The 24,049-nt window shown below is 73.7% G+C and carries 22 protein-coding genes; 12 read left to right on the top strand and 10 right to left on the bottom strand.

Annotated elements, in window-relative coordinates:
- Positions 1 to 48: 48 nt before the first annotated feature.
- Entirely contained in the window at positions 49 to 417 is a 369-nt protein-coding gene (locus JK359_RS20185) for an ArsR/SmtB family transcription factor (RefSeq protein WP_201837496.1), read from the bottom strand.
- A 170-nt stretch (positions 418 to 587) separates the two neighbouring features.
- On the opposite strand from JK359_RS20185, the gene JK359_RS20180 reads away from it, so the two are divergent.
- On the top strand, positions 588 to 1,043 hold the full coding sequence (locus tag JK359_RS20180) for a tellurite resistance TerB family protein (RefSeq protein ID WP_201837495.1): 456 nt from the start codon (positions 588 to 590) through the stop codon (positions 1,041 to 1,043).
- 135 nt (positions 1,044 to 1,178) lie between these two features.
- Here JK359_RS20180 and JK359_RS20175 read toward each other — a convergent pair whose 3' ends face one another.
- The 4 genes from JK359_RS20175 to JK359_RS20160 all read right to left on the bottom strand — a co-directional run bounded on the left by JK359_RS20175 (position 1,179) and on the right by JK359_RS20160 (position 4,742).
- On the bottom strand, positions 1,179 to 2,138 hold the full coding sequence (locus JK359_RS20175; RefSeq protein WP_201837494.1) for an ABC transporter substrate-binding protein: 960 nt from the start codon (positions 2,136 to 2,138) through the stop codon (positions 1,179 to 1,181).
- 158 nt (positions 2,139 to 2,296) lie between these two features.
- Positions 2,297 to 2,965: an ABC transporter permease gene (locus tag JK359_RS20170; protein ID WP_201837493.1), complete on the bottom strand. Its 669-nt coding sequence runs from the start codon at positions 2,963 to 2,965 to the stop codon at positions 2,297 to 2,299.
- Entirely contained in the window at positions 2,962 to 3,615 is a 654-nt protein-coding gene (locus tag JK359_RS20165) for an ABC transporter permease (RefSeq protein WP_201837492.1), read from the bottom strand. Before JK359_RS20165 ends, JK359_RS20170 begins: the two co-directional genes overlap by 4 nt.
- Positions 3,612 to 4,742 (bottom strand): ABC transporter ATP-binding protein, encoded by a 1,131-nt coding sequence (locus JK359_RS20160; protein WP_201837491.1) that lies wholly within the window; start codon positions 4,740 to 4,742, stop codon positions 3,612 to 3,614. Before JK359_RS20160 ends, JK359_RS20165 begins: the two co-directional genes overlap by 4 nt.
- Before the next feature lie 283 nt (positions 4,743 to 5,025).
- On the opposite strand from JK359_RS20160, the gene JK359_RS20155 reads away from it, so the two are divergent.
- Genes JK359_RS20155 through JK359_RS20145 form a run of 3 tightly spaced genes read left to right on the top strand, consistent with a single transcriptional unit; the run spans position 5,026 to position 10,410 of the window.
- Complete coding sequence (locus JK359_RS20155; RefSeq protein ID WP_201837489.1) at positions 5,026 to 5,412, top strand: hypothetical protein; 387 nt, start codon at positions 5,026 to 5,028, stop codon at positions 5,410 to 5,412.
- Positions 5,413 to 5,423: 11 nt separating this feature from the next.
- The gene (locus tag JK359_RS20150) at positions 5,424 to 6,302 is read left to right on the top strand and encodes a hypothetical protein (protein ID WP_201837487.1); all 879 of its coding nucleotides are present in this window, start codon (positions 5,424 to 5,426) and stop codon (positions 6,300 to 6,302) included.
- Positions 6,303 to 6,351: 49 nt separating this feature from the next.
- Positions 6,352 to 10,410 (top strand): CHAT domain-containing protein, encoded by a 4,059-nt coding sequence (locus tag JK359_RS20145; protein ID WP_201837485.1) that lies wholly within the window; start codon positions 6,352 to 6,354, stop codon positions 10,408 to 10,410.
- A 173-nt stretch (positions 10,411 to 10,583) separates the two neighbouring features.
- Here the strand turns inward: JK359_RS20145 and JK359_RS20140 are convergent, their stop codons facing one another.
- The 5 genes from JK359_RS20140 to JK359_RS20120 form a co-directional block, all read right to left on the bottom strand.
- Entirely contained in the window at positions 10,584 to 11,882 is a 1,299-nt protein-coding gene (locus JK359_RS20140) for a PP2C family protein-serine/threonine phosphatase (RefSeq protein ID WP_372445440.1), read from the bottom strand.
- A 170-nt stretch (positions 11,883 to 12,052) separates the two neighbouring features.
- Positions 12,053 to 12,460: a peptide-methionine (R)-S-oxide reductase MsrB gene (msrB, locus tag JK359_RS20135; protein ID WP_201837481.1), complete on the bottom strand. Its 408-nt coding sequence runs from the start codon at positions 12,458 to 12,460 to the stop codon at positions 12,053 to 12,055.
- Between the two features lie 14 nt (positions 12,461 to 12,474).
- Positions 12,475 to 13,866, bottom strand: coding sequence for a UDP-N-acetylmuramate--L-alanine ligase (murC, locus tag JK359_RS20130; RefSeq protein ID WP_201837479.1), 1,392 nt, complete (start codon positions 13,864 to 13,866; stop codon positions 12,475 to 12,477).
- Between the two features lie 172 nt (positions 13,867 to 14,038).
- Positions 14,039 to 14,521, bottom strand: coding sequence for an indole-3-glycerol phosphate synthase (locus tag JK359_RS20125; protein ID WP_201837477.1), 483 nt, complete (start codon positions 14,519 to 14,521; stop codon positions 14,039 to 14,041).
- A gap of 128 nt (positions 14,522 to 14,649) precedes the next feature.
- A complete protein-coding gene (locus JK359_RS20120; protein ID WP_372445445.1) occupies positions 14,650 to 15,633 on the bottom strand; it encodes a pyrimidine reductase family protein in 984 nt (327 codons plus the stop codon).
- Between the two features lie 28 nt (positions 15,634 to 15,661).
- Here JK359_RS20120 and zapE point away from each other — a divergent pair, with 28 nt between their 5' ends.
- The 8 genes from zapE to JK359_RS20080 all read left to right on the top strand — a co-directional run bounded on the left by zapE (position 15,662) and on the right by JK359_RS20080 (position 24,042).
- Positions 15,662 to 16,765 carry a cell division protein ZapE gene (gene zapE, locus JK359_RS20115; protein WP_201837475.1) on the top strand — a complete coding sequence of 368 codons (1,104 nt, stop codon included), beginning with the start codon at positions 15,662 to 15,664 and terminating at the stop codon, positions 16,763 to 16,765.
- Positions 16,766 to 16,962: 197 nt separating this feature from the next.
- On the top strand, positions 16,963 to 17,355 hold the full coding sequence (locus tag JK359_RS20110; RefSeq protein WP_201837473.1) for a hypothetical protein: 393 nt from the start codon (positions 16,963 to 16,965) through the stop codon (positions 17,353 to 17,355).
- Between the two features lie 79 nt (positions 17,356 to 17,434).
- Positions 17,435 to 18,013 (top strand): carbonic anhydrase, encoded by a 579-nt coding sequence (locus tag JK359_RS20105; protein WP_201837471.1) that lies wholly within the window; start codon positions 17,435 to 17,437, stop codon positions 18,011 to 18,013.
- A gap of 8 nt (positions 18,014 to 18,021) precedes the next feature.
- Complete coding sequence (locus JK359_RS20100) at positions 18,022 to 19,500, top strand: SulP family inorganic anion transporter (RefSeq protein WP_201837469.1); 1,479 nt, start codon at positions 18,022 to 18,024, stop codon at positions 19,498 to 19,500.
- Positions 19,501 to 19,606: 106 nt separating this feature from the next.
- Positions 19,607 to 20,446, top strand: coding sequence for a slipin family protein (locus JK359_RS20095; RefSeq protein ID WP_201837467.1), 840 nt, complete (start codon positions 19,607 to 19,609; stop codon positions 20,444 to 20,446).
- 42 nt (positions 20,447 to 20,488) lie between these two features.
- Positions 20,489 to 21,358 carry a PPK2 family polyphosphate kinase gene (locus JK359_RS20090; protein WP_201837465.1) on the top strand — a complete coding sequence of 290 codons (870 nt, stop codon included), beginning with the start codon at positions 20,489 to 20,491 and terminating at the stop codon, positions 21,356 to 21,358.
- A 112-nt stretch (positions 21,359 to 21,470) separates the two neighbouring features.
- Positions 21,471 to 22,994, top strand: a complete 1,524-nt coding sequence (locus JK359_RS20085; protein WP_201837463.1) for an FAD-dependent oxidoreductase — start codon at positions 21,471 to 21,473, stop codon at positions 22,992 to 22,994.
- A 163-nt stretch (positions 22,995 to 23,157) separates the two neighbouring features.
- Positions 23,158 to 24,042, top strand: a complete 885-nt coding sequence (locus JK359_RS20080; protein ID WP_201837461.1) for a polysaccharide deacetylase family protein — start codon at positions 23,158 to 23,160, stop codon at positions 24,040 to 24,042.
- Positions 24,043 to 24,049: the final 7 nt, after the last annotated feature.

Here is a 24,049-nt window from a genome sequence, read left to right as displayed (position 1 = left end):
GGGCGGGGACGCCGCGATGCCTGCCGGCGGGCGGCCCCGGTCCCGGGTTCAGAGGCCACGGAGCCCGGGGGCCGGTACGGCGGCGAGCGTCTCCCCCTTGGTGAACCGGCCGACGAGGAGGCGTACGACGTCGACGACGGCGGCCTGTTCGGTGGTGTCGACGAAGTACACCTGCCGCCGGCCCTCGCGACGGGAACGGACGAGTCCGGCGAGCTTGAGCTTGGTCAAGTGCTGGCTGACGGCGGGCAGCGCGCCGCCGACACGCTCGGCGAGTCCGGTGACGTCGCTCTCGCCGTGCGCCAGCGCCCACACGAGGTGCAGCCGGGCGGGCGAGGCCAGCAGCCCGAAAGCGGCGGCCGCCCGGTCGAGCACCTCGGCGGAGGGGTCCTGGTGGCCGGTGCCGGGCGCTGTCGCCACTGTCGCCGTCCTCCCCTGGTGTGGTTGCTGTGTCCCGGCTGTGTCCCCCGGATCTTCGTGCTCAGTCTAGATCCGCGGAACTTCCCGGCCACCCCACTAGTTTCTACGTTGCTGTAGAAGTTTTCGTCGGGGCGCCGGGGAGCGCCGGACAGCCGATACGAGGAGTACGGATGGCCCTGTGGGACCGCGTCAAGGAGTCCGCGTCGCAGATGCAGACCCAGTTGGTGGCGAAGAAGAACGACTTGAAGAGCGGTGCGTTCCGCGATGCGAGCATGGCGATGTGCGCGCTGGTGGCAGCCGCCGACGGGACCGTCGACCCGTCGGAGCGGCAGCGGGTGGCCCAGCTCATCGCGACGAACGAGGTGTTGCAGAACTTCCCGGCGGACGACCTCCGCCGCCGCTTCGAGGAGAACCTGAACAAGCTGACGACGGACTTCTCCTTCGGCAAGGTGAGCGTGCTGCAGGAGGTCGCCAAGGCGAAGAAGAAGCCCGCCGAGGCGCGTGCGGTCGTCCAGATCGGCATCGTCATCGGCGGCGCGGACGGCGACTTCGACAAGACCGAGCAGGCCGTGGTGCGCGAGGCGTGCTACGCCCTGGACCTGCCGCCGCACGAGTTCGACCTCTGAGGACGGCGACGCGAGCGGAGCGAGGGCACCGGGCCGGGCAGAGGGAGGCCGGTGCCGTCGAGGGCGACGCGGGTGTCCCCCGTCATCGGGGGCACCCGCGTCGGTATGCCCGTGGTCGTTCCGGGCGGTGGTCCGTCAGCCGAGTCCGACGGACTTCAGCCAGGCCTTGGCGACGTCCATCGGGTCCTTCTTCTCCGCCTGCAGCTGGGTGTCCAGCTTCAGCAGGGTCTCGGTGTCGAGCTTGGCGGAGACCGCGTTGAGCGCGGCGACGCCCTCCTGGGACAGCGTGCCCTTGTGGACGAGCGGCTGGACGTTCTGGAACCCGAAGAGGTTCTGCGGGTCCTGCAGGACGACGAACTTCTCCTCGCTGATCTTCGGATCCGTGGTGAAGATGTCCGCGACCTGGACGTCGTCGTTCTTCAGCGCCGCCCGCGTGAGCGGACCGCCCACGTCCAGCGCCTTGAAGGACTTGAACTCCACGCCGTAGACGGACTTCAGGCCCACCAGGCCCTGCCGCCGGGTCTGGAACTCCGGCGAGGCGCCGATGACCAGGTCCTTGGCGACGTCCTTGAGGTCGGCGATGGAGGACTTCTCGGTCAGGTGGTACTTCTTCGCGGTCTCCGCGTTGACCGTGACCGAGTCCTTGGCCTGCGCCGACGACGGGTCCAGCAGCATGAGCCGGGAGTCCAGTTCGGCGTTGACGGCCTTCGTGGTCTCCTCGAGGGTCTTCGGGGCGGCCTTCTGGTCGAGGTGCGCCAGCAGCGCGCCGTTGTACTCGGGCATCACGGAGACGGAGCCGTTCTTGATCAGCCCGTAGGTGGTCTCGCGGCTGCCGATGTTCTGCTTGTACGTGACCTTGATCCCCTTGGCCTTGAGGGCCTCGCCGTAGATGTCGGCGAGCAGGTTGCTCTCGGGGAAGTTGTTGGACCCGACGACCACGCTGTCGCCGCTCGCCTTGCCCCCGGTGAGGGGGTTGTCGTTCGTGCCGCCGTCGGAGGAACAGCCCGCCAGCAGAGCCGTCGCCGCCGCGAGGGCGACCACCGCCGCGCCTCGGCTCTTCCGGATGGACCTGCTGATGTGGGTTGTTGAAGTCACTTGTCGATCCAATCCAGCCAGATCTCGGTCAGTCAAGTGCCACAGATCACCAATTGGCTTCGATCTGCGCTCACATGGGCACGGTGACCGCCAGCCGCCGGCGGTCGCATCCGCTCGCCGGCCGTCAGTCGCCGGCGGTCGTATCTGCTCGCCGGCCGTCAGCCGCTCCGCCGTACTCCCGGTGACACGGTGAGCCGGGACACCGCCCAGAACACGGCCAGGGTCACGAGCGCCAGGCCAGCGACCAGGGTGGCGCCGCCGACGACCTTCTCGTAGTCCTTCTGGTAGAGGCCGTCGATGATGTACCGGCCGATGCCGCCGAGGCCGACGTAGGCGGCGATCGTGGCGGTGGACACGATCTGGATGGCCGCCGTGCGCAGGCCGCTGTAGATGAGCGGCAGCGCCACCGGCAGCTCCACCTGGAACAGCACGCGCGCCTCGGGCATCCCCATGCCCCGGGCGGCGTCCACCGGGGAGGGGTCGACGGAGCGCACCGCCTCGTAGGTGGTGACCAGGATCGGCGGTACGGCGAGGACCACCAGCGGGATCATCACCGGCAGCGTGCCGAGGCCGAGCCAGATGACCATCAGCACGAGCAGACCGAAGCTGGGCAGGGCCCGGCCTGCGGTGGCGATGAGCGCGAGGGTGTTGCCGCCGCGGCCGTAGTGGCCGGTGACGAGCCCGACGGGCAACCCGATCACGGCGGCGATCACCAGGGCTTCCAGCGAGTACCCGACGTGCTCGGCGAACCGGGTGGGGATGCCGTCGTACCCGTGCCAGTGGGCGCTGTCGGTGAAGAAGGCGCGTGCGAAGTCCAGGACGTTCACCGGCCGGCCCCCTTCTTCGGCATCCAGGGGGTGAGGAGGACCCGGACGAGGACCAGCGCGCCGTCGGCGAGTACGCCCAGCGCCCCGATGGTCAGGACCGAGTTCACGGCGAGGGCGGAACGCTCGTAGGTCTGGGCGTCGTACAGCATGTTGCCGAGGGCGCCCTGGTTGCCGATGAGCATGCCGACGCTGACCAGGGAGATGCTCGACACGGTCGCCACCCGCAGACCCGCGATGATGGCGGGCACGGCGATGGGCAACTGGACCTGGAGATAACGGCGTACGGGCCCGAAGCCCATGGCCTGCGCGGCGGCCAGGGTCTCCGGCGGCACCGAACGGACGCCGTCCACGATCGCCGGTACCAGCACCACCAGGCTGTAGAGCGCGAGCGGGACCATGACGGTCGTCTCGCTCTGCCCGAAGTAGTCGATGAGGACGACGAAGAAGGCGAGCGACGGGATCGCGTAGAGCACGGTGGTGATGCCCAGGACGGGCGGGTAGATCCAGCGGAACCGCACGCACAGCTGGGCCACGGGCAGCGAGACGATCAGCCCGGCCAGCACGGGCAGCAGGGCCTCGCGCAGATGCAGCCCGACGAGACCGAGGTAGCTGTGCTGGAGGTCGCTCGGGAGGTCGAAGAAACCGTTCATCGCCCGGCCTTCGCGTCGGCCCGCTCCGCCACCCGGCTGTGGGCGTCCCGGATCGCCTCGCCGATGACCTGCTGGGAGACCACGCCGACCGCGCGGCCCTCGCCGTCCACCGCGACCGCCCATCCGGTCGGCGAGAGCACGGCACCGTCGAGCGCGGTGCGCAGCGAGTCGGTCGCCGGCAGGAACGGCCTTCCGTAGTCGAGGAGCTGTTCCCGGTCGACGGCGCCGGCGGTGAGCTTGTCCGGTTCGCTCCAGCCGAGCGGCCTGCCGTCGGAGCCGGTGACGAGGAGGTAGGGTGCCGTGGCCCGGGAGGCGATCTCGCCGGCGTCCGCGTCGACCGGGACCACGGGTGCGGTCTCCAGCGCCAGCCCGTCGGCCGGGAAGAAGGAGAGCCGGCGGATGCCGCGGTCGGCGCCGAGGAAGTCCTCCACGAAGGAGTCCGCGGGCGCGCTGAGCAGTTCGGCGGGCGGCGCGAACTGGGCGAGCCGGCCGCCGGTGCGCAGCACGGCGACCTTCGTGCCCAGCTTGATCGCCTCGTCGATGTCATGGGTGACGAACACGATCGTCTTGCCCAGCTCCTCCTGGATGCGCAGGAGTTCGTCCTGGAGCCCCTTGCGGACCACGGGGTCGACGGCGGAGAACGGTTCGTCCATCAGCAGCACCGGCGGGTCGGCGGCGAGGGCGCGGGCCACGCCGACGCGCTGCTGCTGGCCGCCGGAGAGCTGGTACGGGTACCGCTTGGCGAGTGCGGAGTCGAGGCCGACCCGTTCCATCAGCTCGGCGGCCCGGGCCCGGGCCTTCTGCTTGTTCCAGCCGAGCAGCCGGGGCACGGTCGCGATGTTGTCGAGGATGGTCCGGTGCTGGAAGAGCCCGGCGTTCTGGATGACGTAGCCCATGGACCGGCGCAGGGTGTTGACCGGCTGCTGCCGGATGTCCTGGCCGTCCAGCAGGATGCTGCCCTCGCTGGGCTCGACCATCCGGTTGATCATCCGCAGGGTCGTCGTCTTGCCACAGCCGGAGGGCCCGACGAGGACGGTGATCGCGCGGTCCGGTATCTCCAGCGAGAGCCGGTCGACCGCGACCGTCCCGTCCGGGTACCGCTTCGTGACTGACTCTATCCGTATCAAAACGCCGCGTACCCTTCGGGTCCGACCGATCCTGGGCTGGTCCGTTGAGAGTCTAGACCGCGAGTGTTTCCGCAGTTCGGCCGGACAGTACTCGTCAGCGGCGCAGCACCGGGGTGTCCGGCCGGCGAGACCGTACCGCGCGGCTCCGGGCCCGGCCTCGGTGCCACCACCACCGCCACCACCGCCATCGCCACCGGCACCGGAACCGGCGCCATCGAGCCCGCTGCCGCACCGTGCCCGGAGACCGGAGAGCGCCACCGGGCGTGCGCCTACGATGGGCGACGTGTCGTCACCTGTGGAACGTGATGAACAACTGGCCCTGCTGTGCAGCCAGTTGCCCTTGCTTCGCCGTCTGCACCAGGGACCGGTCGGTGCGGCCCGGCGGCGGACCGTCGACCAGGCCGTACGGGCCGCCCGCACCGGTGAGCCGGTCGAGGCGCACCTCGTCGCACTCGGCCTGCTGGGCGATCGTACGGACCCGGTGCACTCCGAGCCGGACGGCCGCTCGTCCCTGCCGACCCCCGTCGCCGACGACGGCCCGCACACCGTGCCCGGCACGCACGTCTGCCCGCGTGGCGTCTGCGCACGGCGCGAACAGCGGCGCCCGGACCGGGAACTGCCGGTGTGCGAGGTGTTCGACGTGGCCCTGCGCTTCGACGCCGAGAGCTGAGCGGGCCGGCCGTGCTCACGGGACTCGTCACCGACGTCGGCCGCAAGCTCGCCGAACGCTGGGCCGCGGCACTGGTGCTGCCGGGGCTGGTGTTCACCGTGCTCGCGGCCGCCGGCCTGACCCTGGGACAGCGGCACTGGGCGGACGCCGAACTGCTGCGGCAGCGGCTGCGCACCCTGACCTCGGGCGGCTCGGGCTCCACCCGGACGGCGGTGCTGCTGCTCGCGGTGCTGGCCGCGTCCGTCGCCGCCGCACTGCTCGCCGACGCGCTCGCCGGACCGTACGAGCGTGCGCTGCAGGGCAGTTGGCCGCGCCTGCTGCGCGGACCGGCGGGCCGGCTCACCGAGCGGCGCAGGCGCGCCTGGGACGCCCGGGACGCGGCCTGCGAGGCGGCCCGGGGCACCGGCACGCTCGCCGCGCGGGAGGCCGAGCGGAACGCGATCGCCCTGGTCCGGCCCGAGTGCCCGACCTGGACCGGGGACCGGCTGCACGCCCCGGCCGCCCGGATCCGGTTGCACTACCGGATCGAACTCACGGACGCCTGGCCCCGGTTGTGGCTGCTGTTGCCGGACACCACTCGGCTACCGCTGGCCGAGTCCCGGCAGCGGCTCGACGAGGCGATGCGGCTCGGCGGCTGGGCGGTGCTGTACGCGCTGCTGAGCACGGTGTGGTGGCCGGCCGCGGTGGCCGGGGTGGGAGCCGGCCTGGTCGCCCGGCGGCGGGCACGGGAACGCGCCGAGGAGTACGCGGAGCTGGTGGAGTCCGCCGTGGACCTCCATCTGCCGGAGCTGTTCGAGCGGTTCGACGAGGAGACGCACCCGGTGCGGGCGAGCCTCGGCCACGCGGTCACCGAGCGGTTCCGCAAGGGTGCGGGCGCACGGCGCCGATGACGGGAACCGGACGCGCGGGGCAGGGCTCCGCGGACAGGGAGTGGGGACCATGGCGACGGAGACGGGGTACGAGCGGGAGCCGGCCGGCGAGGGCCGGCGGGCCGACCGGGAACGGCTGGTGGGGTCGGTCCTCGCCCGGCTGGACCGGCTCGCGGCGCCCGGCGGGGCCGCGGACCTGCTCAGCGAGGCGGCACTCACCGAGGCCGACGCGCTGCTGAGCCACCTGGTGCTCACCCCCGCGGAGGGCGGCCCCGGCGTGGACCGGGAGGTGGCGTACACGCTCGGTGTGACCCTGCTGGCCCGGGCCGGGGCCCGCCAGGACGCCGCCGCGCGCGAGGCGGACGCCCGCACGGGCCTGCTCCTGCTCGGCCCCTTCCACTGCCATCCGCCGGACAGCCCCGACGTGCTGGCGCCGCCGCTGCGCGCCCGGCTCGACGAACTGCTCGGCACCGGGCGCCCCGAGGACCGCGGTGCCGTCGTCCGGGCGCACGCCGCCGCCCTGGCCGATCTCGGGCACCTGCTGCTCCGGCTGGGCATCGGCCTGTCCTGGACCCAGGCGCTGGAGGCGTGCGCCGAACTGACCCGGGGCGCCCTGCCGCACCTGGCCACGGAGGGACCCGCCCGGGCGCTGGCCGGCTGCAATCTGGGCTACGCGCTGCTGATCCTCAGCCACGGGACCGGAGACGGGACCGGAAAGGGGACCGGCAGCGAGACCGATGACGGAACCGGAAACGGGACCGGCGACGGAACCGGAAAGGGAACCGGAGACCCGACCGGCGACGGGACCAGAAGCGGAACCGATGACGGGACCGGCGACGGAACCGGAAACAGGACCGGAGAGGGAGCCGGCAACGAAACCGGCGACGGAACCGGAAAGGGAACAGGAGACCCGACCGGAGAAGGAGCCGGAGAAGGAACCGAGGAGGGAGCCGGGGACGGGGCCGGCCCTCGGCGGCGGGCGGCCGGCCGCCGGACTCGTGGCGGCCGTACCGGGCACGGCCGTCTCGACGAGGCGGCCGACGTGTTCCGCACCGCGTACGCGGCCACTCCCCCGGACCACCCGAACCACGCCCGCTGCGCCAACGGCCTCGCCCTCACGCTGCTGGGCATCGCGGCGAGGACCGAGGACCGCACCCGGCTGCCCGAGGTGATCGATCTGCTGCGCACGGCGACCCGGAGCGCCGGCCCGGCCGACGGCAACGCGGCGCAGATGTACTCCGACCTCGGCCACGTCCTCACCCTGTACGCCAGGGGCGCCGAGCGGGCCCAGGACATGTCACCCGAGGTCCGGGAGGAGGCCGTCGGCGCGCTCCGGCGCGCCCTCGACCTCACCCCGGCCGAGGACCACGCGGCGCTGCGCACCCATCTCGACCGGCTGGCCGAGGCCGCGCTGATCGGTGCCGCCCGGGCGGAACCGGCGCGCGCCGCCGCACTCGCCGCGGAGGCCGCCGAGGCGTTGCGCCGGCTGCTCGGCCTGACCCCGCAGGGCCACCCCGACCGGGAGGGTGTCCGGCTGCGGCTGGCCGTCCATCTGGTCGCCGCGGGGCGGCTCGTGGACGGCATCGCCCTGCTCGCCGCCGCCGACCCGATGTTCGCCGGGAACGCCGGGAACGCCGGGAACACCGGGGACGCCGGGAACGCCAGGCTGATCGCCGAGGCCGCGGCACGGGTGCGCGCCGATGCGTTCCGCCCCGACGAGCCGCCCGGCGCGTCCGCCCTCCCGCCCGGGCTGCAGGCCGACTCGGACGCCGTCGACGCCATCGTGCGCGACGCGATGTCCGGGGCGGACCCGGGCCATCCCGTCGCCGCCGTACTGGACCTGCTCGGCATGGGCCCGCAGGGCGGCAACGGCGCGCGCGGCCAGGAGCTGACGGACCTCGCCGGACTGGTCGTGGGCCACCCCGGCCAGGCCTCCCCGGCCGACATCCTCGAGCGCGGCGCGGAGCTGGAGTTGCGGCGTCTGGCCCGGCTGCCCGAGGCGGAACGCGTCCGGGCCCTCGCCGCCGTCCTGCGGGGCGGCACCGGGGAGCCGGAGCCGCCGGAGCCGGTCGACACCGGCCTCCTCGGGGAGATCCTGGCCGTGTACGACCGGCTGCTCGCCCTGGCCGCGCCGGGCTCCCGCACGCACCGGCTGCTGCGCAGCGGACGCAACGGGCTAGCCGTGATGAAGTCCCTGCAGGACTCCCAGAACCTCCGGGAGGGCGACCCCGCCCGGCTGGACCTGGTGCGCGGGACCCTGCCCCAGCTGCGCGAGCTGTACGAGGAACTGCCGCGGCAGCTGACGGACCTGGGCTTCGAGCCGGAACTCTTCGCCGGACAGGTGGCGCTGTCGTTCGCCGAGGAATCCCCCTTCGAGCGGATCCAGGCACTGGAGGACGGCATCCGTGCCTGCCGCAGGAGGCTGGCCGGTCTGTCGCCGGGCACCGGGGAGTACGACGAGACGCGCACGACGCTGGCCGTACAGCTGTTCAACCGGCACCTGATGTGGTCGGAGGAGACGGACTACACCGAGGCCGAGGCCCTCACCCGGGCGCTCACGGCGACCACCGAGCCGGACGGGCGCAGCGCCCTGCTGCTGCACCGGTGGGCCGCCGCCGTGCACCACCGCCTGGACAACGGCCGCCGGTTCGGCGCCGGACCGGCGGGACCGGGCCGCTCCCCCAGTCTGGTCATCCGGCTCGCCTCCGACGCCGCGGCGCGGGCGCTGGACCGGCACGACCCGGTGGACGCCCTGGAGACCCTGGAGGACGGCCGGGCCCATCTGCTGTCCACCGCGCTCAACGCCCGCCGGGAACTGGCCGCGCTGCACGGCGCCGACGCCGCCCTGCACGCCCGGCTGCGGACCGCCCTCGACCGGCTGCGGGCGGTGCGCCGGAGCATGGAGCCCGGCCGCCGGCCCACCCCGGAGGAGACCACCGAGCAGCGCGCCGTGCTCGACCGCGCGGCCCGGCTGATCACCGAACTGAAACAGCGCCCCGGCTTCCAGCGCTTCCTCACCCCGCTGCCCCTCGCCCTGGCCGACCTGCGGCCGGCCGCGGCAGAGGGCCCGGTGGTGAGCGTCAACGTCCATCCGCGCCGCTGTGACGCACTGGTGCTGCGTCCCGAGGGGGTGCTGACGGTGCCGCTGCCCCGGCTGGCCGCCGCCGACCTCACCGCCCAGGCCGAGGCCCTCCGGCCGGCCCTCGCCGCGCTCATGGCGGGCCCGCGCGATCCCCTGTACCCGGGGGCCCGGGACATCTTCACCGGCACGCTGGCCTGGCTGTGGGACGTCCTCGCCGAACCGGTCCTGGACGCCCTGGACTTCTCCGGCCCGCCGGCCCCGGGCGCCCCCTGGCCCCGCCTGTGGTGGGCGCCGTCCGGAGTGCTCAACTCCTTTCCGCTGCACGCCGCCGGGCACCACGGGCCGGGCGCGCCCGCGGGAGCCGCCGTGCTGGACCGGGTGGCCTCCTCGTACACGCCCACCCTGCGGGCCCTGCTGTACAGCAGGGCCCGCAGGCGCGCGGCGCCGGGCCGGCGCGGTGTCGTGGCGGTGGCCATGCCCGAGACGCCGGGGCAGGTGCCGCTGCCGCGGACCGTGGCCGAGGCCGCCGCGGCACTCGCGGCGACCGGCGGCACCCCGCTGACCGGCCCCGACGCCACCCGGGCGGCGGTGCGCGACGCGCTGCTGGACGCGGCCGTGGTGCACTTCGCGTGCCACGCCGGCAGCGACCCCGAGGACGTCACCGCGGGCCGGCTGATGCTCGCCGACGGCGACCTGTACGTCGGCGAGCTGGCCGGACTCCGCCTGGAGACGGCCGAGTTGGCGTATCTCTCGGCCTGCGGTACGGCCCGGGCCGGCACCGCGCCCCCGTTCGCCGACGAGGTCATCCACCTCGCCTCGGTCTTCCAGCTCGCGGGCTACACCCAGTCGGTGGCGACGCTCTGGGAGGTCGGGGACGCCTTCGCCGCACGGGCGGCCGCCGCCTTCCACCACGCCCTGGCCCCGTCCCTCCCGTCCCCCGCCCCGCTGCCCGCGGCGCTGGCCCTGCACGACACGGTCCGCACCCTGCGCACGGCCGACCCCGAGCGGCCCTGGACGTGGGGGGCGCTGGTGCACGCCGGGGCGTGAGGCGGGGCGGCTGATGCGTGCGCCGGAGGCGGTGCGGTGCCCCTGCGGCCCCGTGGCGGACGGGACTCTGCCGCGCTCCCCCGCCGCACGGCCGAAGCCGCGCCCCGCCGAGGCGCGACTCGGCCGACCCGCGCGCTGCGGCACGGTTCAGCCGCCGCCCACCGCGGGCGGGTTCAGCCACCTCCCGGCCCCTGCGCGTCCGCGTCCGCCGGAGCCGGGCGCAGGTGCGGCCGGGCCGCGAGGATGGCGACGTCGTCCTCCGCGTGCTCGGCGTCAAGACGGGCGAGGACGGTGTCCAGGACCTCGCCGACACCGCCGTCTGCGGGGAAGCGCAGGGCGGCCAGCCGGGCCAGGGAGTGGTCGATGTCCTCGCCGCGGCGCTCCACGAGTCCGTCGGTGAACAGGACGAGGGTCTCACCGGGCTCCAGCCCGTGGTTGGCCGACTCGTACCCGCCGAGCCCGGTGCCCAGCGGCGGTCCGACGGGCGCCGGCAGCAGCACGGCCTCGCCCTGCCGGCCGATGAGCACGGGCGGCAGGTGTCCGGCGCTGGCCAGCGTGATCTGGCCGCGGCCGGGGTCGACCCGGGCGAGCAGGCAGGTGGCCGGTCTGCGCTCCTCCTCCCCGGAGGCGATGTCGTCCATCTGCCGCAGCACCCGGTGCGGGGGCAGGTCGGCGGAGGCGATGTAGCGCAGGGAGGAGCGGTAGGCGCTCATGTCGACGGCGGACTCCAGGCCGTGTCCCATCACGTCTCCGACGACCAGCAGGGTCCGGCCGAAGTGCAGTCGCACCGTCTCGCACCAGTCGCCGCCGACCAGGGTGCGCCGTCCGGCGGGCAGGTAGCGGATGGCGACGTCCAGGTTGGGGTGCGGGCGGCCGGGTTCGGCGAGCAGGGCGCGCTGCAGATCACCGGCGGTGCGGCTGACCTGCTCGTACGCGCCGGCGTGCCGGATGTGGACGGCGGCGCGCTCGGCGAGCATGGCGAGCAGTTCGGCTTCGGCACGGCGCAGCGCCGCTCCGGGGCGGGCCCACACGAGGACGCCGTACCACTCCTCGCCGCTGGTCAGCAACAGGCAGAGGGCGGCGCCGGGGCGGGTCCCGCCCGCGTACTCCAGCCAGGGTTCCGGTGCCGCGTCGACGGCCGGTACGCCCACCTCGCGGGCCGCGGCCCTGGCCCAGCGGGCGTCGGGCAGCAGTTCGGGGTTCCCGTGGATCGCGTCGTAGCCGGAGAAGCCGTCCCCCGTGCGCCGCAGTACGGCGGCCGTTCCGCCGGCCAGCCGCACGGCGGCCCGGGTCAGCTCGGTGCAGATGGCGTCCGCGTCGAGGGTGGTGCCGACCCCGGCCAGCGCTTCCCGCAGGTCGCCCAGCCGCACCGCGGCCTCCGCGGCCTGCTCGTCCTCGCCCCGGACGCTGTCCTTGCGGCGGTCACCGTGGACTGCCAGGGGCCTGCGACGGGACTGGATCCACCGCGCCACACCCCACACTCTCACAGAATCTCAAACCGTGACGATCAGGGCGTCAGGCCCGTCCGTCCCGGCAGCCCCCACGGCCGGGCCGCCTCGACGGGGCGCCCCGGCCGAGTCGTCGGCGGCCCGGCGCAGGCGTCTGCGACACGGCCGAGGCGGCGGAGCGCCCGGCCGCGGGCTCAGTCCTCGTCGGGGGTCAGCCGCAGGGAGATGGAGTTGATGCAGTACCGCTGGTCCGTGGGGGTCGGGTAGCCCTCGCCCGCGAAGACATGGCCCAGGTGCGAGCCGCAGCGGGCGCACCGCACCTCGGTGCGGACCATGCCGTGGGAGCGGTCCTCGATCAGCTCCACTGCGTCGGTGTCCTTCGGGTCGAAGAAGGACGGCCAGCCGCAGTGCGACTCGAACTTGGTCTCGGAGGTGAACAGTTCCGCGCCGCAGGCACGACAGGAGTACACGCCCTTGGTCTTGGTGTCCGTGTACTCACCGGTGAAGGCCGGCTCGGTGCCGGCCTGGCGCAGCACGGCGTACTCGGCGGGATTCAGCTCCGCGCGCCACTGCTCGTCCGGCTTGTCGACCTCGTACGACATGAGCCTCAGCCCCTTTACTGCGACAGGCGATCCAGGATCAGCGGGCCCAGGTCCGTCACGTCGCCCGCGCCCATGGTGATAACCAGATCACCGGGCTTCGCCATTCCCGCGATCACCGCGGGGGCCTCGCCCTTGTCGTGGACGGCGGTGACGTCGGCGCCGGCCGCGCGCGCGGCCTCGATGATCAGCTCGCTGGTCACGCCGGGGATCGGGTCCTCGCGGGCCGGGTAGATGTCCAGGACCACCGAGGCGTCGGCGAGGGCCAGCGCCTGTCCCATCTCCTTGCCCAGCTCCTGGGTGCGGGAGAAGAGGTGCGGCTGGAAGACGACGAGGATGCGGGCATCACCGGCGGCGGCGCGCATGGCCTCCAGGTCGGCGGTCATCTCGGTGGGGTGGTGGGCGTAGGAGTCGATCACCTGGACCCCGGCCGCCTCACCCTTGAGCTGCAGGCGCCGCTTGACGCCGGTGTAGGCGGCGAGCGCGGGTGCCAGCTGTGCGGCCGGGACGCCGAGCGCGGCACCGGCGGCGAGCGCGGCGACGGCGTTGAGGGCGTAGTGGCGGCCGGGCACGGACACCGCGAAGGTCAGCTCCTGCCCGTCGAGCACGGCGGTGACCTGGCTCTTCAGCCCCTGCGGGACGATCGACAGGACACGCACGTCGGCGTCCTCGGCCTCGCCGTAGGTCACCACGCGCACCGCGTGCGTACGGACGCGCCGGGTCAGTTCCCGGGCGCCCTCGTGGTCAGCGGAGACGACCAGGGTGCCGCCCTCGGTGACGCGGCCCACGAACGTCTCGAAGGACTCGTAGATCTCGTCCATGGAGGCGTAGTTGGCGTGGTGGTCCAGCTCGACGTTGAGGATGATGGCGACCTCGGGCGCGTACTTGTGGAAGCTGCGGTCCGACTCGTCGGCCTCGGCGACGAAGATGTCGCCCTCGCCGTGCAGGGCGTTCGAGCCGGGCGCGTCCAGGTCGCCGCCGATGGCGTACGACGGCTCCAGGCCCAGCTCGGTCAGGGAGACCGCCAGCATGGAGGTGGTGGTGGTCTTGCCGTGGGTACCGGCCACGGCGATCGGGCGCAGCCCCTCCATCAGCGCGGCCAGCGCGTCGGAGCGGTGCACCACCGGGATGCCCAGCTCGGCGGCGCGGGCCAGCTCCGGGTTGTCCTCGCGGATCGCCGACGAGACGACGACACAGCTGGCGTCGTCGGCGAGGTGTGCGGCGGCGTGCCCGATGTGCACGGTCGCGCCGAGCGCCCGGAGCGCCTCGGCGGTCGCGGAGTCCTTGGCGTCGCTGCCGGCCACCGCGGCCCCGCGCTGGGCGAGGATCTTGGCGATGCCCGACATCCCGGCGCCGCCGATGCCGATGAAGTGCGGTCGGTCCATGGCGGTAGGAAGGCCGGGTGCCATGCGTTTCTCCCAGGGACGGTACGAGCTGAAGCAGCCCTAGCCTATGCGCTGGGGCACCGGGTCCCCCGCAAGGAGGGTGGGCCGGTCCGGCCCGGGGCCCGCGGAACGGCGCGGGGAGCCACCACGCGCCCGCGTCCGGCGGACGCACCGCGCCCCGGACGCCGCCCGGCCCTCACTCGCCCTGCGCCTTGCTGTGCGAGAAGAGCTTCAGCACCGGCACCCCCACCTTGTGCCGGGCCCGGGAGGCCCAGTCCCGGTGGAAGAACTCCTCCACGTAGTGCGGATCGGTCAGCACGATCACCTCGTCGGCGCCCACCTCGGCCACCAGCGACTTCAGCGCGTCCAGCGGGTGATCCTCGACCAGCCGCCCCTCGGCCCGGCTCCCCGCGGCGCGCAGCGCCTGCAGCGACACGTCCAGGGCCTGCTGCCCCACGCTCCGGGCCTCGTGCCCCTCCGGCGTCTCCCCCTCGCGCACGGCCTCGTCCAGTTCGCCGAGCGCGATGTCGTCGATGGCCCGCAGCAGCCGGTCCGCCTGGTCGCCGCGCGGCTGGAGCAGCACGTGGAAGGTGACGGGCTCGTCCCCGTGCAGGGTGGTGACGAACTCCACGTCCACGGACGTCAGGGCCTTCTCGATCATCAGAACGCTTGTGAACACCAGGCGCCTCTTCTCCTTAGTGGGCCCGGCAGGGCCCCTGCGGAAACCATCCTTCCCCGTGATCGCACGGGTACTGCCGACTAAGTCTGCCCGCCGGAAGCAAACCGGAACGAAGCATTCCGCTGAATTCAGGAGCGACGGTAGCGACTGAACAGGAACCCGTCCTCTTCCAGCAGGGACACGAGCCCGAACCGGCGCGGTACGGCGACCGAGGGTCCTCCCGCGATGCGCTGGGCGTCCCCCGCGGTGAGCATCGGCGAGACGGTCAGGCACAGCTCGTCCAGCACCTCAGCGGCGATCAGCTGGCCGAGCAGCCGGGGACCGCCCTCGGTGAGCAGACGGGTGTGGCCGAGGCCGGCGAGGGCCTGGACGGCGCGGGCCGGCTCGACGCCCATGCCCTCGCCGGCGATCACCACCCGTGCCCCGGCCTTCTCGGCGGCGGCGACCCGGTCGGGGGCGGCCGCGGCTCCGGTCAGGATCAGCGTCGGGACCGTGGGGGAGGTGAACAGCGGGAGCGTGAAGTCCAGTTCCAGGCTGGCGGTGACGATCGCGATGGCCGGGACCGGGGTCTGTCCGGCGGCGGCGCGGGCCCCGGCGAAGTCCGCGCGCACCCGGGCGGGACGGTAGCCCTCCTGCCGCACCGTTTCCGCGCCGACCACGACGACGTCCGCGAGCGCCCGCAGGGTGCCGAAGATCCGCATGTCGGCGGCGCTGGAGATGGGCTGCGAGCGGCCCTCGTGCTGGGCGGCGCCGTCGAGGGAGGAGACCATGTTGGCCCGCAGCCAGGGCCGCGGGGCGCCGGGGGCGGGCTCCGGGTAGGCGTAGGCGGCGGCCAGCTCGGCCAGGCTCCACTCCCGGTCCCCGGCCGTGGCAGCCCCGGCGGATGCGTCTGCCGGGGCACCACCGGGAGTGCCGGCCGGGGCACCGCCCGGAAGGCCGGCCGGGCTACCGCCGGAAGCGCCGGTGCCGGTGGTTGCGGGAGTCCCACCGGCGGGAGCACCCGCCCGGGCCGCCGCCCCCTCCCCCTCGGGTCCGGCGGCCGCCGCGCCTCCGCCGGGGGCCTGGGCTGCTGTTTCTTCGGTCACAGGGAAGAGCCGTCGCATGTCGTGCAGTGTGACACGGCGCTTAGCATGGGTAACTGTGTCGTCCTCCACCGCCGCCCCAGGATCCAGCCCTCTGCCGGACGCGGGCCCGCTGTCCCTGTGCGCCCGCGAGCCGCACGTCCCGGCGGACCGTCTGGTCGCCGAGATGGTGCCGCCCCCGCGCTTCGACTCGGTCCGCTTCTCCACGTACATCCCGGACCCGAACCAGCCCAGCCAGACCGAGGCCGTCCGGGTGCTCGAGGGCTTCGCGGCCGGACTCGGCGGGGCGCACGCCGTCGGCGGCGGCAAGCGCGGCTTCCTCGGGTTCGGCAGGCCGAAGGCCCCGAAGACCCCGGCCGGCCCCCGGGGCGTCTACCTCGACGGCGGCTACGGCGTCGGCAAGACCCACCTGCTCGCCTCCCTGTGGCACGCCACCCCGGCCGAGCCCGCGCTGAAGGCGTTCGGCACCTTCGTGGAGCTGACCAACCTGGTCGGGGCGCTCGGTTTCCAGAAGACCGTGCAGACCCTCAGCGGTCACCGCCTGCTGTGCATCGACGAGTTCGAGCTGGACGACCCCGGCGACACGGTCCTCGTGTCGACGCTGCTCGGCAAGCTGGTCGATGCCGGCGTGGCGCTCGCCGCCACCTCCAACACGCTGCCCGGCAAGCTGGGCGAGGGCCGGTTCGCCGCCGCCGACTTCCTGCGCGAGATCCAGGGCCTGTCGGCCCGCTTCCGCACCCTGCGCATCGACGGCGAGGACTACCGTCACCGCGGCCTGCCCGAGGCCCCGGCGCCCTTCTCCGACGAGGAGGTCATGAAGACGGCCTTCGCCACCGGGGGCGCCTCGCTGGACGACTTCTCCAGCCTGCTGGAGCACCTGGCCAAGGTGCACCCGAGCCGGTACGGCGCGCTCACCGACGGACTGCGCGCGGTGTGCCTGACCGGCGTCCGGCCCGTGCCGGACCAGTCGACGGCGCTGCGCCTGGTGGTGCTCGCCGACCGGCTCTACGACCGCGAGGTCCCGGTACTGGCCTCGGGCCTGCCGTTCGACAAGCTGTTCAGCGAGGAGATGCTGAACGGCGGCTACCGCAAGAAGTACTTCCGTGCGATATCCCGGCTCACCGCGCTGGCCCGCGACGCGAAGGGACTGGTCGGCGCCTAGGGCCCCTCATTACCCGGGCGGCCCCTGCGACGGCAAGGGCGAGTTCAGGCCAGGCCACCCGCATTTTTCACGCTCTCTCGTGCGCATGACGCGCAGTTAACCCTGCAAAGGACTTTGCAGGGTTAACGTGTTTCTTGACCATCCATTGACCAATGCTTGGTCCGGACAAGAGACGTGAACAAACCGAAGGGGGGCTCATGTTCCGAGGTACGACGGCCCGGACCCTGCTCACCCTCCTCGGCATGACGCTGCTCACCCTTCACCTCTTCGCCCCCACGGGAAACTTCGCACCCGCGCACACCGTCGGTCAGGCACTGGCCAAGACCGAGACCGGAATTGCTCCCTCCGTGCAGTCGGCGAAGGGCACCGAGACGCTTCGCGCCCCGGGCCGCCCGGCCGATCCCGCGGGCATCCCGCAGGTGCGCGACCGGCACCGCGGACCCGCCTCCGGCTGCGCCCAGGAGCACCCGCCCATATCCGGCCGGGCGGCCGAGGCGGCGACGGCGGCCCACTCCGGCGTCCCGCACGGTCACACCCCCGGAACTTCCAGAGCCCGCACACCGGCAGCGCTCCAGGTCTTCCGCTGCTGAGGCCGGGCCGCGTTCCCTCCCCCCACAACCGTCGTTCGAGCCCGACGCGCCAGGCAGGCGCGCCAGGAGGAACCCACCCATGCAGCCCCTCATCGACAACGCCCGTTCGTTCGGACAGCGCCCTGAGGAGTTCGCCGGACTCGCCGAAGGCCAGTCCCCTCAGGTCCTGTTCATCACCTGCTCCGACTCCCGGGTCGTCCCGGCCCTGATCACGGGGGCCCGCCCCGGCGAGCTGTTCGAGCTGCGCACCGCGGGCAACATCGTCCCGCCCTACGCCTGCGGACGGCCCACCAGCGAGGCCGCCACCATCGAGTACGCCGTCGAGGTGCTCGGCGTCCGCGACATCGTGGTCTGCGGACACTCGCACTGCGGTGCGGTCGGCGCCCTGGTCCGCGGCGACGACCTGACCGCCGTACCGGCCGTGCGCGACTGGCTGGCGCACGCCACTCCGCGCCCTGCGGGCGCCGCCGAGGACCCGGAGGTCGCCGAGGGCGTGCAGAGCCACGTCCTGACCCAGCTCCTGCGGCTGCGCTCGTACCCCTGCGTCGAGCGGAAACTGGCCGGGGGTCAGCTGGAACTGCACGCCTGGTACTACGAGGTGCACACCGGCGCCGTACGGACGCACCGCCCGCAGACCGACACCTTCGAGGCCCTGTGAGCGCGCCCATGACCAGCAACCGCACCCTCATATCCCGATTCCCCCATCTGCGGCAGGACTTCGCCGCCTCCCTCGTCGTCTTCCTGGTCGCGCTGCCGCTGTGCGTGGGCGTGGCCGTCGCCTCCGGTGTCCCGGCCGAACTGGGCCTGATCACCGGCATCGTGGGCGGCCTGGTGACCGGCGTGCTGCGGGGCAGCAGTCTGCAGGTGTCTGGCCCGGCGGCCGGCCTGACCGTGCTCGTCTTCGAGGCGGTCGAGGAGTTCGGCCTGCCGGTGCTCGGCGTGATCGTGCTCGCCACCGGGCTGCTGCAGGTGGCCATGGGCATGCTCCGGCTGGGCCGCTACTTCCGGGCCATCTCCGTCTCCGTCGTCGAGGGCATGCTGGCCGGCATCGGTCTGGTACTCATCGCCGGGCAGCTGTACCCGGCGCTGGCGGCGAAGGCCCCCGACTCCGGGCTCGGCAAGATCGCCGGGCTGCCCGGCGCGTTCCTGGACGCCCTCGGCGACACCGGCGCCCTGACCTCGCTCGCGGTGTGCGCGGGCACGGTCGCGGTGCTGCTGCTGTGGAAGCACGCCCCGGCGAAGGCGCGCACCGTGCCCGGACCGCTCGCCGCGGTCGGGCTCGCCACCGTGGCCGTCCTCGCCCTGCCCGTGCCGGTGGCCACGGTCGAGGTCAAGGGCCTGCTCGGCTCCGTCCAGCCGCCGACGGCGAGCGCGTTCGGCGAGCTGGCCGGCCTCGGCCTGCTGGGCACGGTCGTCGCCTTCACGCTGATCGCGTCCGCCGAGTCGCTGTTCAGCGCGGCGGCCGTGGACCGGCTGCACTCCGGCCCGCGCACCCAGTACAACCGGGAACTCGTGGCCCAGGGCGCCGGAAACGCGGTGTGCGGGCTGCTCGGCGCACTGCCCATGACCGCGGTGATCGTGCGCAGCGCGGCCAACGTGCAGGCGGGCGCCCGGACGAAGGCCTCCCGGGTGCTGCACGGGGTCTGGCTGCTGCTGTTCGCGGCGCTGCTGCCCGGCGTCCTCGCCTACATCCCGCTCCCGGCCCTCGCGGGCGTCCTGATCCACGCCGGCGGCAAGCTGGTCCCGGTGCGCGCGCTGGCCGTGCTGTGGCGCGAGCACCGCGGGGAGGCACTGGTCCTCGCCGTCACGGCCGTCTCCATCGTGGCGGTCAGCATGTTCGAGGGCGTGCTCATCGGTCTGGCGCTGGCGGTGGTGAAGACGGCCTGGGAGGCCTCGCACGTCAAGCTGGAGGTCGTGGACAAGGGCGCGGGCCCGGTGGACGCGCACCTGTCCGGCAACGCGACCTTCCTGCGGCTGCCGAAGATCCTCGACAGCCTGGAGTCGCTGCCCCAGGACCGCCCGGTCCGGCTGGACGTCTCCGGCCTGCACCACCTGGACCACGCCTGCCGCACCGCCCTGGAGAACTGGGCCGCACGGCACAGCGCGGCGGGCACGGAACCGGTGGAGCTGCGCATGGCCGCGTGAGGGTCCTGCCCGTGGGGCCGGGACGCCGGGAAACCTCGGCATCCCGGCCCCACGGGCCTATCGTGGCAACAGCAGACATAACCGGCCTCTGTGCAAGGAGGTCACCATGGTCGAGGACCTGCTGGTGGCCGCGGCGGCGGTGGGATCCGCCGGTGTGGTGTACCTGGCTATGGCGGCGCGAGTGGTCAAGCAGTACGAGCGGGGCGTGCTGTTCCGGCTCGGCCGTGTCGCCGGTGACGTGCGGTCGCCAGGCCTGACGCTGATCATCCCGTTCGTGGACCGGCTGCAGAAGGTCAACCTGCAGATCGTGACGCTGCCGATCCCGGCCCAGGAGGGCATCACCCGCGACAACGTCACGGTCCGGGTGGACGCGGTGGTCTACTTCCGTGTGATCGACGCGACCAGCGCCCTGATCAAGGTCGAGGACTACAAGTTCGCGGTGTCGCAGATGGCGCAGACGTCCCTGCGGTCGATCATCGGCAAGAGCGACCTGGACGATCTGCTCTCCAACCGCGAAAAGCTCAACCAGGGCCTGGAGCTGATGATCGACAGTCCGGCCGTGGGCTGGGGCATCCAGGTCGACCGGGTCGAGATCAAGGACGTCTCGCTGCCGGACACGATGAAGCGGTCCATGGCCCGCCAGGCCGAGGCGGACCGCGAGCGCCGGGCCCGGATCATCAACGCGGACGCCGAACTGCAGGCCTCCAGGAAGCTCGCCGAGGCCGCCCAGCAGATGTCCGGCACCCCGGCCGCGCTCCAGCTGCGGCTGCTGCAGACGGTGATGGCGGTGGCGGCCGAGAAGAACTCCACGCTGGTCCTGCCCATCCCGGTGGAGCTGCTGCACTTCCTGGAACGGGGCGGGCAGTCACCGGTTCCGGAGGCCCTGCAGGGGAAGCCGGAACCGGACGGCGAACCGCACCCCGACGGCGAACCTCGGCCCGGCTAGCAGACGCCGTCGCCACCCCCGACCGGGACGGAAGGAGCGCCCGTGCCGAAACACCCGGGCAGCCAGCGCAGAGAAGCCCTCCGGGAGCAGCTGCGGCTCCCGGAGGGCGAGCGCATCGATCTCGCCGGGTACGACGCCCGGGCCACGCCCGGCGCCCCGGACGGCAAGCAGGCCGGGCTCGCGGACACCGCCCGGTCGGGCAGGCGCCTGGCCCGGCTGCAGGAGCGGCTGTGGGCGGCGGGCACGGCGGGTGACCGGCGCCGGCTGCTGCTCGTGCTCCAGGGCATGGACACCAGCGGCAAGGGCGGCACGGTCAAGCACGTGATCGGCCAGCTCAACCCCTCGGGGTGCCGGATCAAGGCGTTCAAGGCGCCCACCGAGGAGGAGCGGCGCCATGACTTCCTGTGGCGGGTGCGCCGCGCACTGCCCGAAGCCGGCGAGATCGGCATCTTCGACCGCTCGCACTACGAGGACGTGCTCATCGCCCGCGTCCGGCACCTGGCCCGGCCCGCCGAGGTCGGCAGCCGCTACGGCCTGATCAACGACTTCGAGCGGTCCCTCGCCGAGGACGGCGTCACCCTCGTCAAGTGTTTCCTGCACATCTCCCCCGAGGAGCAGAAGCGCCGTCTGCTGCGCCGCCTCGACCGCCCCGACAAGCACTGGAAGTTCACCCCCGACGACATCGAGGAGCGCGCCCTGTGGCCCGCCTACCAGGAGGCGTACGAGCTGGCCCTGGAGCGCTGCGCGACGCCGTACGCGCCCTGGTACCTGGTCCCTGCGGACCGCAAGTGGTACCGCAACTGGGCCATCACCCGGCTGCTGCTTGAGCACCTGCGGGAACTGGACCCGCGGTACCCGGAGCCCGGTTTCGACCTGGCGGAGTGCCGGGAACGGCTGCTGGAACAGCCGTGAGCCGGACGGGGCGCGGCACGCGTTCGGCCGCCGCGGCCCGCAGCCGCTCCGGTGCGCGGCGCGGGAGGGAGCCGGCACACGTGAGCCTCACCGGCGGGGGTACCCGGCGGCCATGCGTGAGCAGCGGAAGGTCACCGATTCGTACTGGTTGCGGACCGCCCCAGGGCCGGCCCACCCCGCCCTGGACGGAGATCTCGACGTCGACGTGGCCGTCGTGGGCGCGGGCATCGCCGGCCTGAGCACCGCCCACGAGCTGGCCCGGGCCGGGCAGCGGGTGGCGGTGCTGGAGGCCGGGCGGGCCGCGGGCGGGGTCACCGGCTACACCACCGCCAAGCTGACCGCCCAGCACACCCTGATCTACGACCGGCTGCGGCGCACCCGCGGGCCCGAGGGGGCGCGGCTGTACGCCCGGTCGCAGACGGAGGCGATCGAGCACGCGGCGGCGCTGGTGGCCGCGCTGGACATCGAGTGCGAGTGGGAGACCAGGGACGCCTACACGTACGTCCGGGACCGCTCGCGGGTGGCCGAGGTGCGTGCCGAGGCGAAGGCCGCCCGGGAGGCGGGCCTGCCGGCCGGGTTCACCGCGGAGACCGGGCTGCCGTTTCCGGTGGCGGGCGCGGTCCGGGTGACCGGGCAGGCGCAGTTCCACCCGGTCAAGTACCTGCGGGCGCTCACCGCCGACCTGCTCGCGCACGGCGGCCGGGTGTACGAGCAGACCCGGGTCACCGGTCTGACGGAGGGCGAGCCGTGCCGGCTCCGGACGGAGGCGGGAGCCACCGTGACCGCCCGGGACGTCGTCGTGGCCACCCACTATCCGGTGTTCGACCGGGCCCTGCTGTTCGCCCGGCTGTCGCCGCGCCGGGAGCTGGTCGTCGCCGGGCCGCTGGGCGACGGCGCGGACCCTGGGGCCATGTACATCACGCCGGACGAGAACACCCGCTCGGTGCGCACCGCGCCCTACGGCGAGGACGGGCAGCGCCTGCTCGTCGTCACCGGTGAGCACTTCACGCCCGGCACCGGGGATCCGCGGGCCGGCTTCGACCGGCTCGCCGGCTGGGCCGAGGTGCACTTCCCCGGGGTGACCCTGGACCAGGCCTGGGCCACCCAGGACAACGAGTCCACCGACACCGTCCCGCTGGTCGGCCCCTTCCACCCGGGCGCCCGGCACACCTACGTGGCCACCGGCTTCGGCGGCTGGGGCCTGAGCGGCGGCATCATGGCCGGCCTGCTGCTGACCGCGCTGATCACCGGCCGGGACTGCGCCTGGCGGGAGCTGTACGACCCGCGCCGGCTGAAGTCGGTGGTGCGTGAGGCCCCGTCGCTGCTGAAGACGCAGGCGGAGGTGGCCCGGCATTTCGTCGGCGACCGGCTGAAGCCGGCGGCCACGGTCGACGAACTGGCGCCCGGCGACGGCGCGCTGGTCCGCTCCGGCGGCGAACGGGTCGCCGTGCACCGCGACGCGGACGGCGTGCTGCACGCGGTGTCGGCCCGCTGTACCCACCTCGGCTGCCTGGTCTCCTTCAACCGGGCGGAGGGCGCCTGGGAGTGCCCCTGCCACGGCTCCCGCTTCGCCGTCGACGGCACGGTCCTCCAGGGCCCGGCGGTACGGCCGCTGGAACGCCGCGAACTCGGCTGAGGGACACCCGGGCACGAGCCACGGGCCGGACCCCGGCCGGCACCCGGACCCCGCCGGCACCCGGGTCACCCGTCGGGTCACCCGCCCGCCGGGCGGGTGACCGCACCGCCGCGCCATGTGTCACATCACCATATAAATAGACATCCAGGCCTACGTTCGTACGGTGACCCCCTCAGTACGCCGCATCGCCGCCGCCCTGTGTGCCCTGGGCGCGGCGCTCACCGCCTGCGGAACCACGGGCACCACCCGCCCCGCCCCGGCCGGGTCCCCCGGCTCCGCCCGCCCGTCCGCCACGCGCCCGCCGGTCCTCGCCCCGGGCCCCGGCGGGCTGACCCCGGTGTTCGAACACGGCCCGCGCACCCTGGGCAAGACCGTGGCGTTCACCTTCGACGCAGACATGACCGCCGACCAGGGGCCCCGGGCGGCCTCCGGCGAGCACTTCGACAACCCCGGTCTGATCGCCGCCCTGCGCACGCTGAAGGTGCCGGCGACCGTGTTCATGACCGGCCGGTGGGCCGACCAGTACCCGGATCAGGCCCGCAGTCTCGGCCGCGACCCGCAGTTCGAGGTCGCCAACCACTCCTGGAGCCACTACGCGTTCACCGCCGGCTGCTACGGCCTGCCGACCGTCACCGCCGACCGGATGCGGACGGACGTCCAGCGGGCGTACACATCCCTGCGCAAGGCCGGCGTACCGAACCCGATGCCCTACTTCCGTTTCCCCGGCGGCTGCTACGACCAGCAGGCGCTGCGCGCGCTCAGCGGGCTCGGGGTGACCGCGGTGCAGTGGGACGTGGTGAGCGGTGACGCGTTCGCCACGGACGCGGACGCGGTGGCCCGGCAGGTGCTCGACGGGGTGAAGCCGGGCTCGGTGGTCGTCATGCACTGCACCCGCAGCGCCGCCCCGACCACCGAGAGGGTCGTCCGCGCGGTCGTACCGGAGCTGCGCAGCCGCGGCTACCGGTTCGTGAAGGTCTCCGAGCTGATCGGCCGGGCGAACGCACCGGCACCGACCGGGCACCGGCCCCCGTCCCACGCGAAGACGTGAGCGACGA

The organism is Streptomyces actinomycinicus (genome assembly GCF_016741775.1).
Classification (GTDB): domain Bacteria; phylum Actinomycetota; class Actinomycetes; order Streptomycetales; family Streptomycetaceae; genus Streptomyces; species Streptomyces actinomycinicus.
Note: the sequence above shows the minus strand (reverse complement) of the source record. Positions and strands in the feature narration are given on the sequence as shown.

What these genes read in the sequence shown, in the direction of transcription:
- JK359_RS20100 (WP_201837469.1), top strand. Translation starts at nt 18,022, where the DNA reads ATGACCAGCAACCGCACCCTCATATCCCGATTCCCCCATCTGCGGCAG.
- msrB (WP_201837481.1), bottom strand. Translation starts at nt 12,460, where the DNA reads ATGTCGTACGAGGTCGACAAGCCGGACGAGCAGTGGCGCGCGGAGCTG.
- JK359_RS20145 (WP_201837485.1), top strand. Translation starts at nt 6,352, where the DNA reads ATGGCGACGGAGACGGGGTACGAGCGGGAGCCGGCCGGCGAGGGCCGG.
- JK359_RS20095 (WP_201837467.1), top strand. Translation starts at nt 19,607, where the DNA reads ATGGTCGAGGACCTGCTGGTGGCCGCGGCGGCGGTGGGATCCGCCGGT.
- murC (WP_201837479.1), bottom strand. Translation starts at nt 13,866, where the DNA reads ATGGCACCCGGCCTTCCTACCGCCATGGACCGACCGCACTTCATCGGC.
- JK359_RS20110 (WP_201837473.1), top strand. Translation starts at nt 16,963, where the DNA reads ATGTTCCGAGGTACGACGGCCCGGACCCTGCTCACCCTCCTCGGCATG.
- JK359_RS20165 (WP_201837492.1), bottom strand. Translation starts at nt 3,615, where the DNA reads ATGAACGGTTTCTTCGACCTCCCGAGCGACCTCCAGCACAGCTACCTC.
- JK359_RS20105 (WP_201837471.1), top strand. Translation starts at nt 17,435, where the DNA reads ATGCAGCCCCTCATCGACAACGCCCGTTCGTTCGGACAGCGCCCTGAG.
- JK359_RS20180 (WP_201837495.1), top strand. Translation starts at nt 588, where the DNA reads ATGGCCCTGTGGGACCGCGTCAAGGAGTCCGCGTCGCAGATGCAGACC.
- JK359_RS20085 (WP_201837463.1), top strand. Translation starts at nt 21,471, where the DNA reads ATGCGTGAGCAGCGGAAGGTCACCGATTCGTACTGGTTGCGGACCGCC.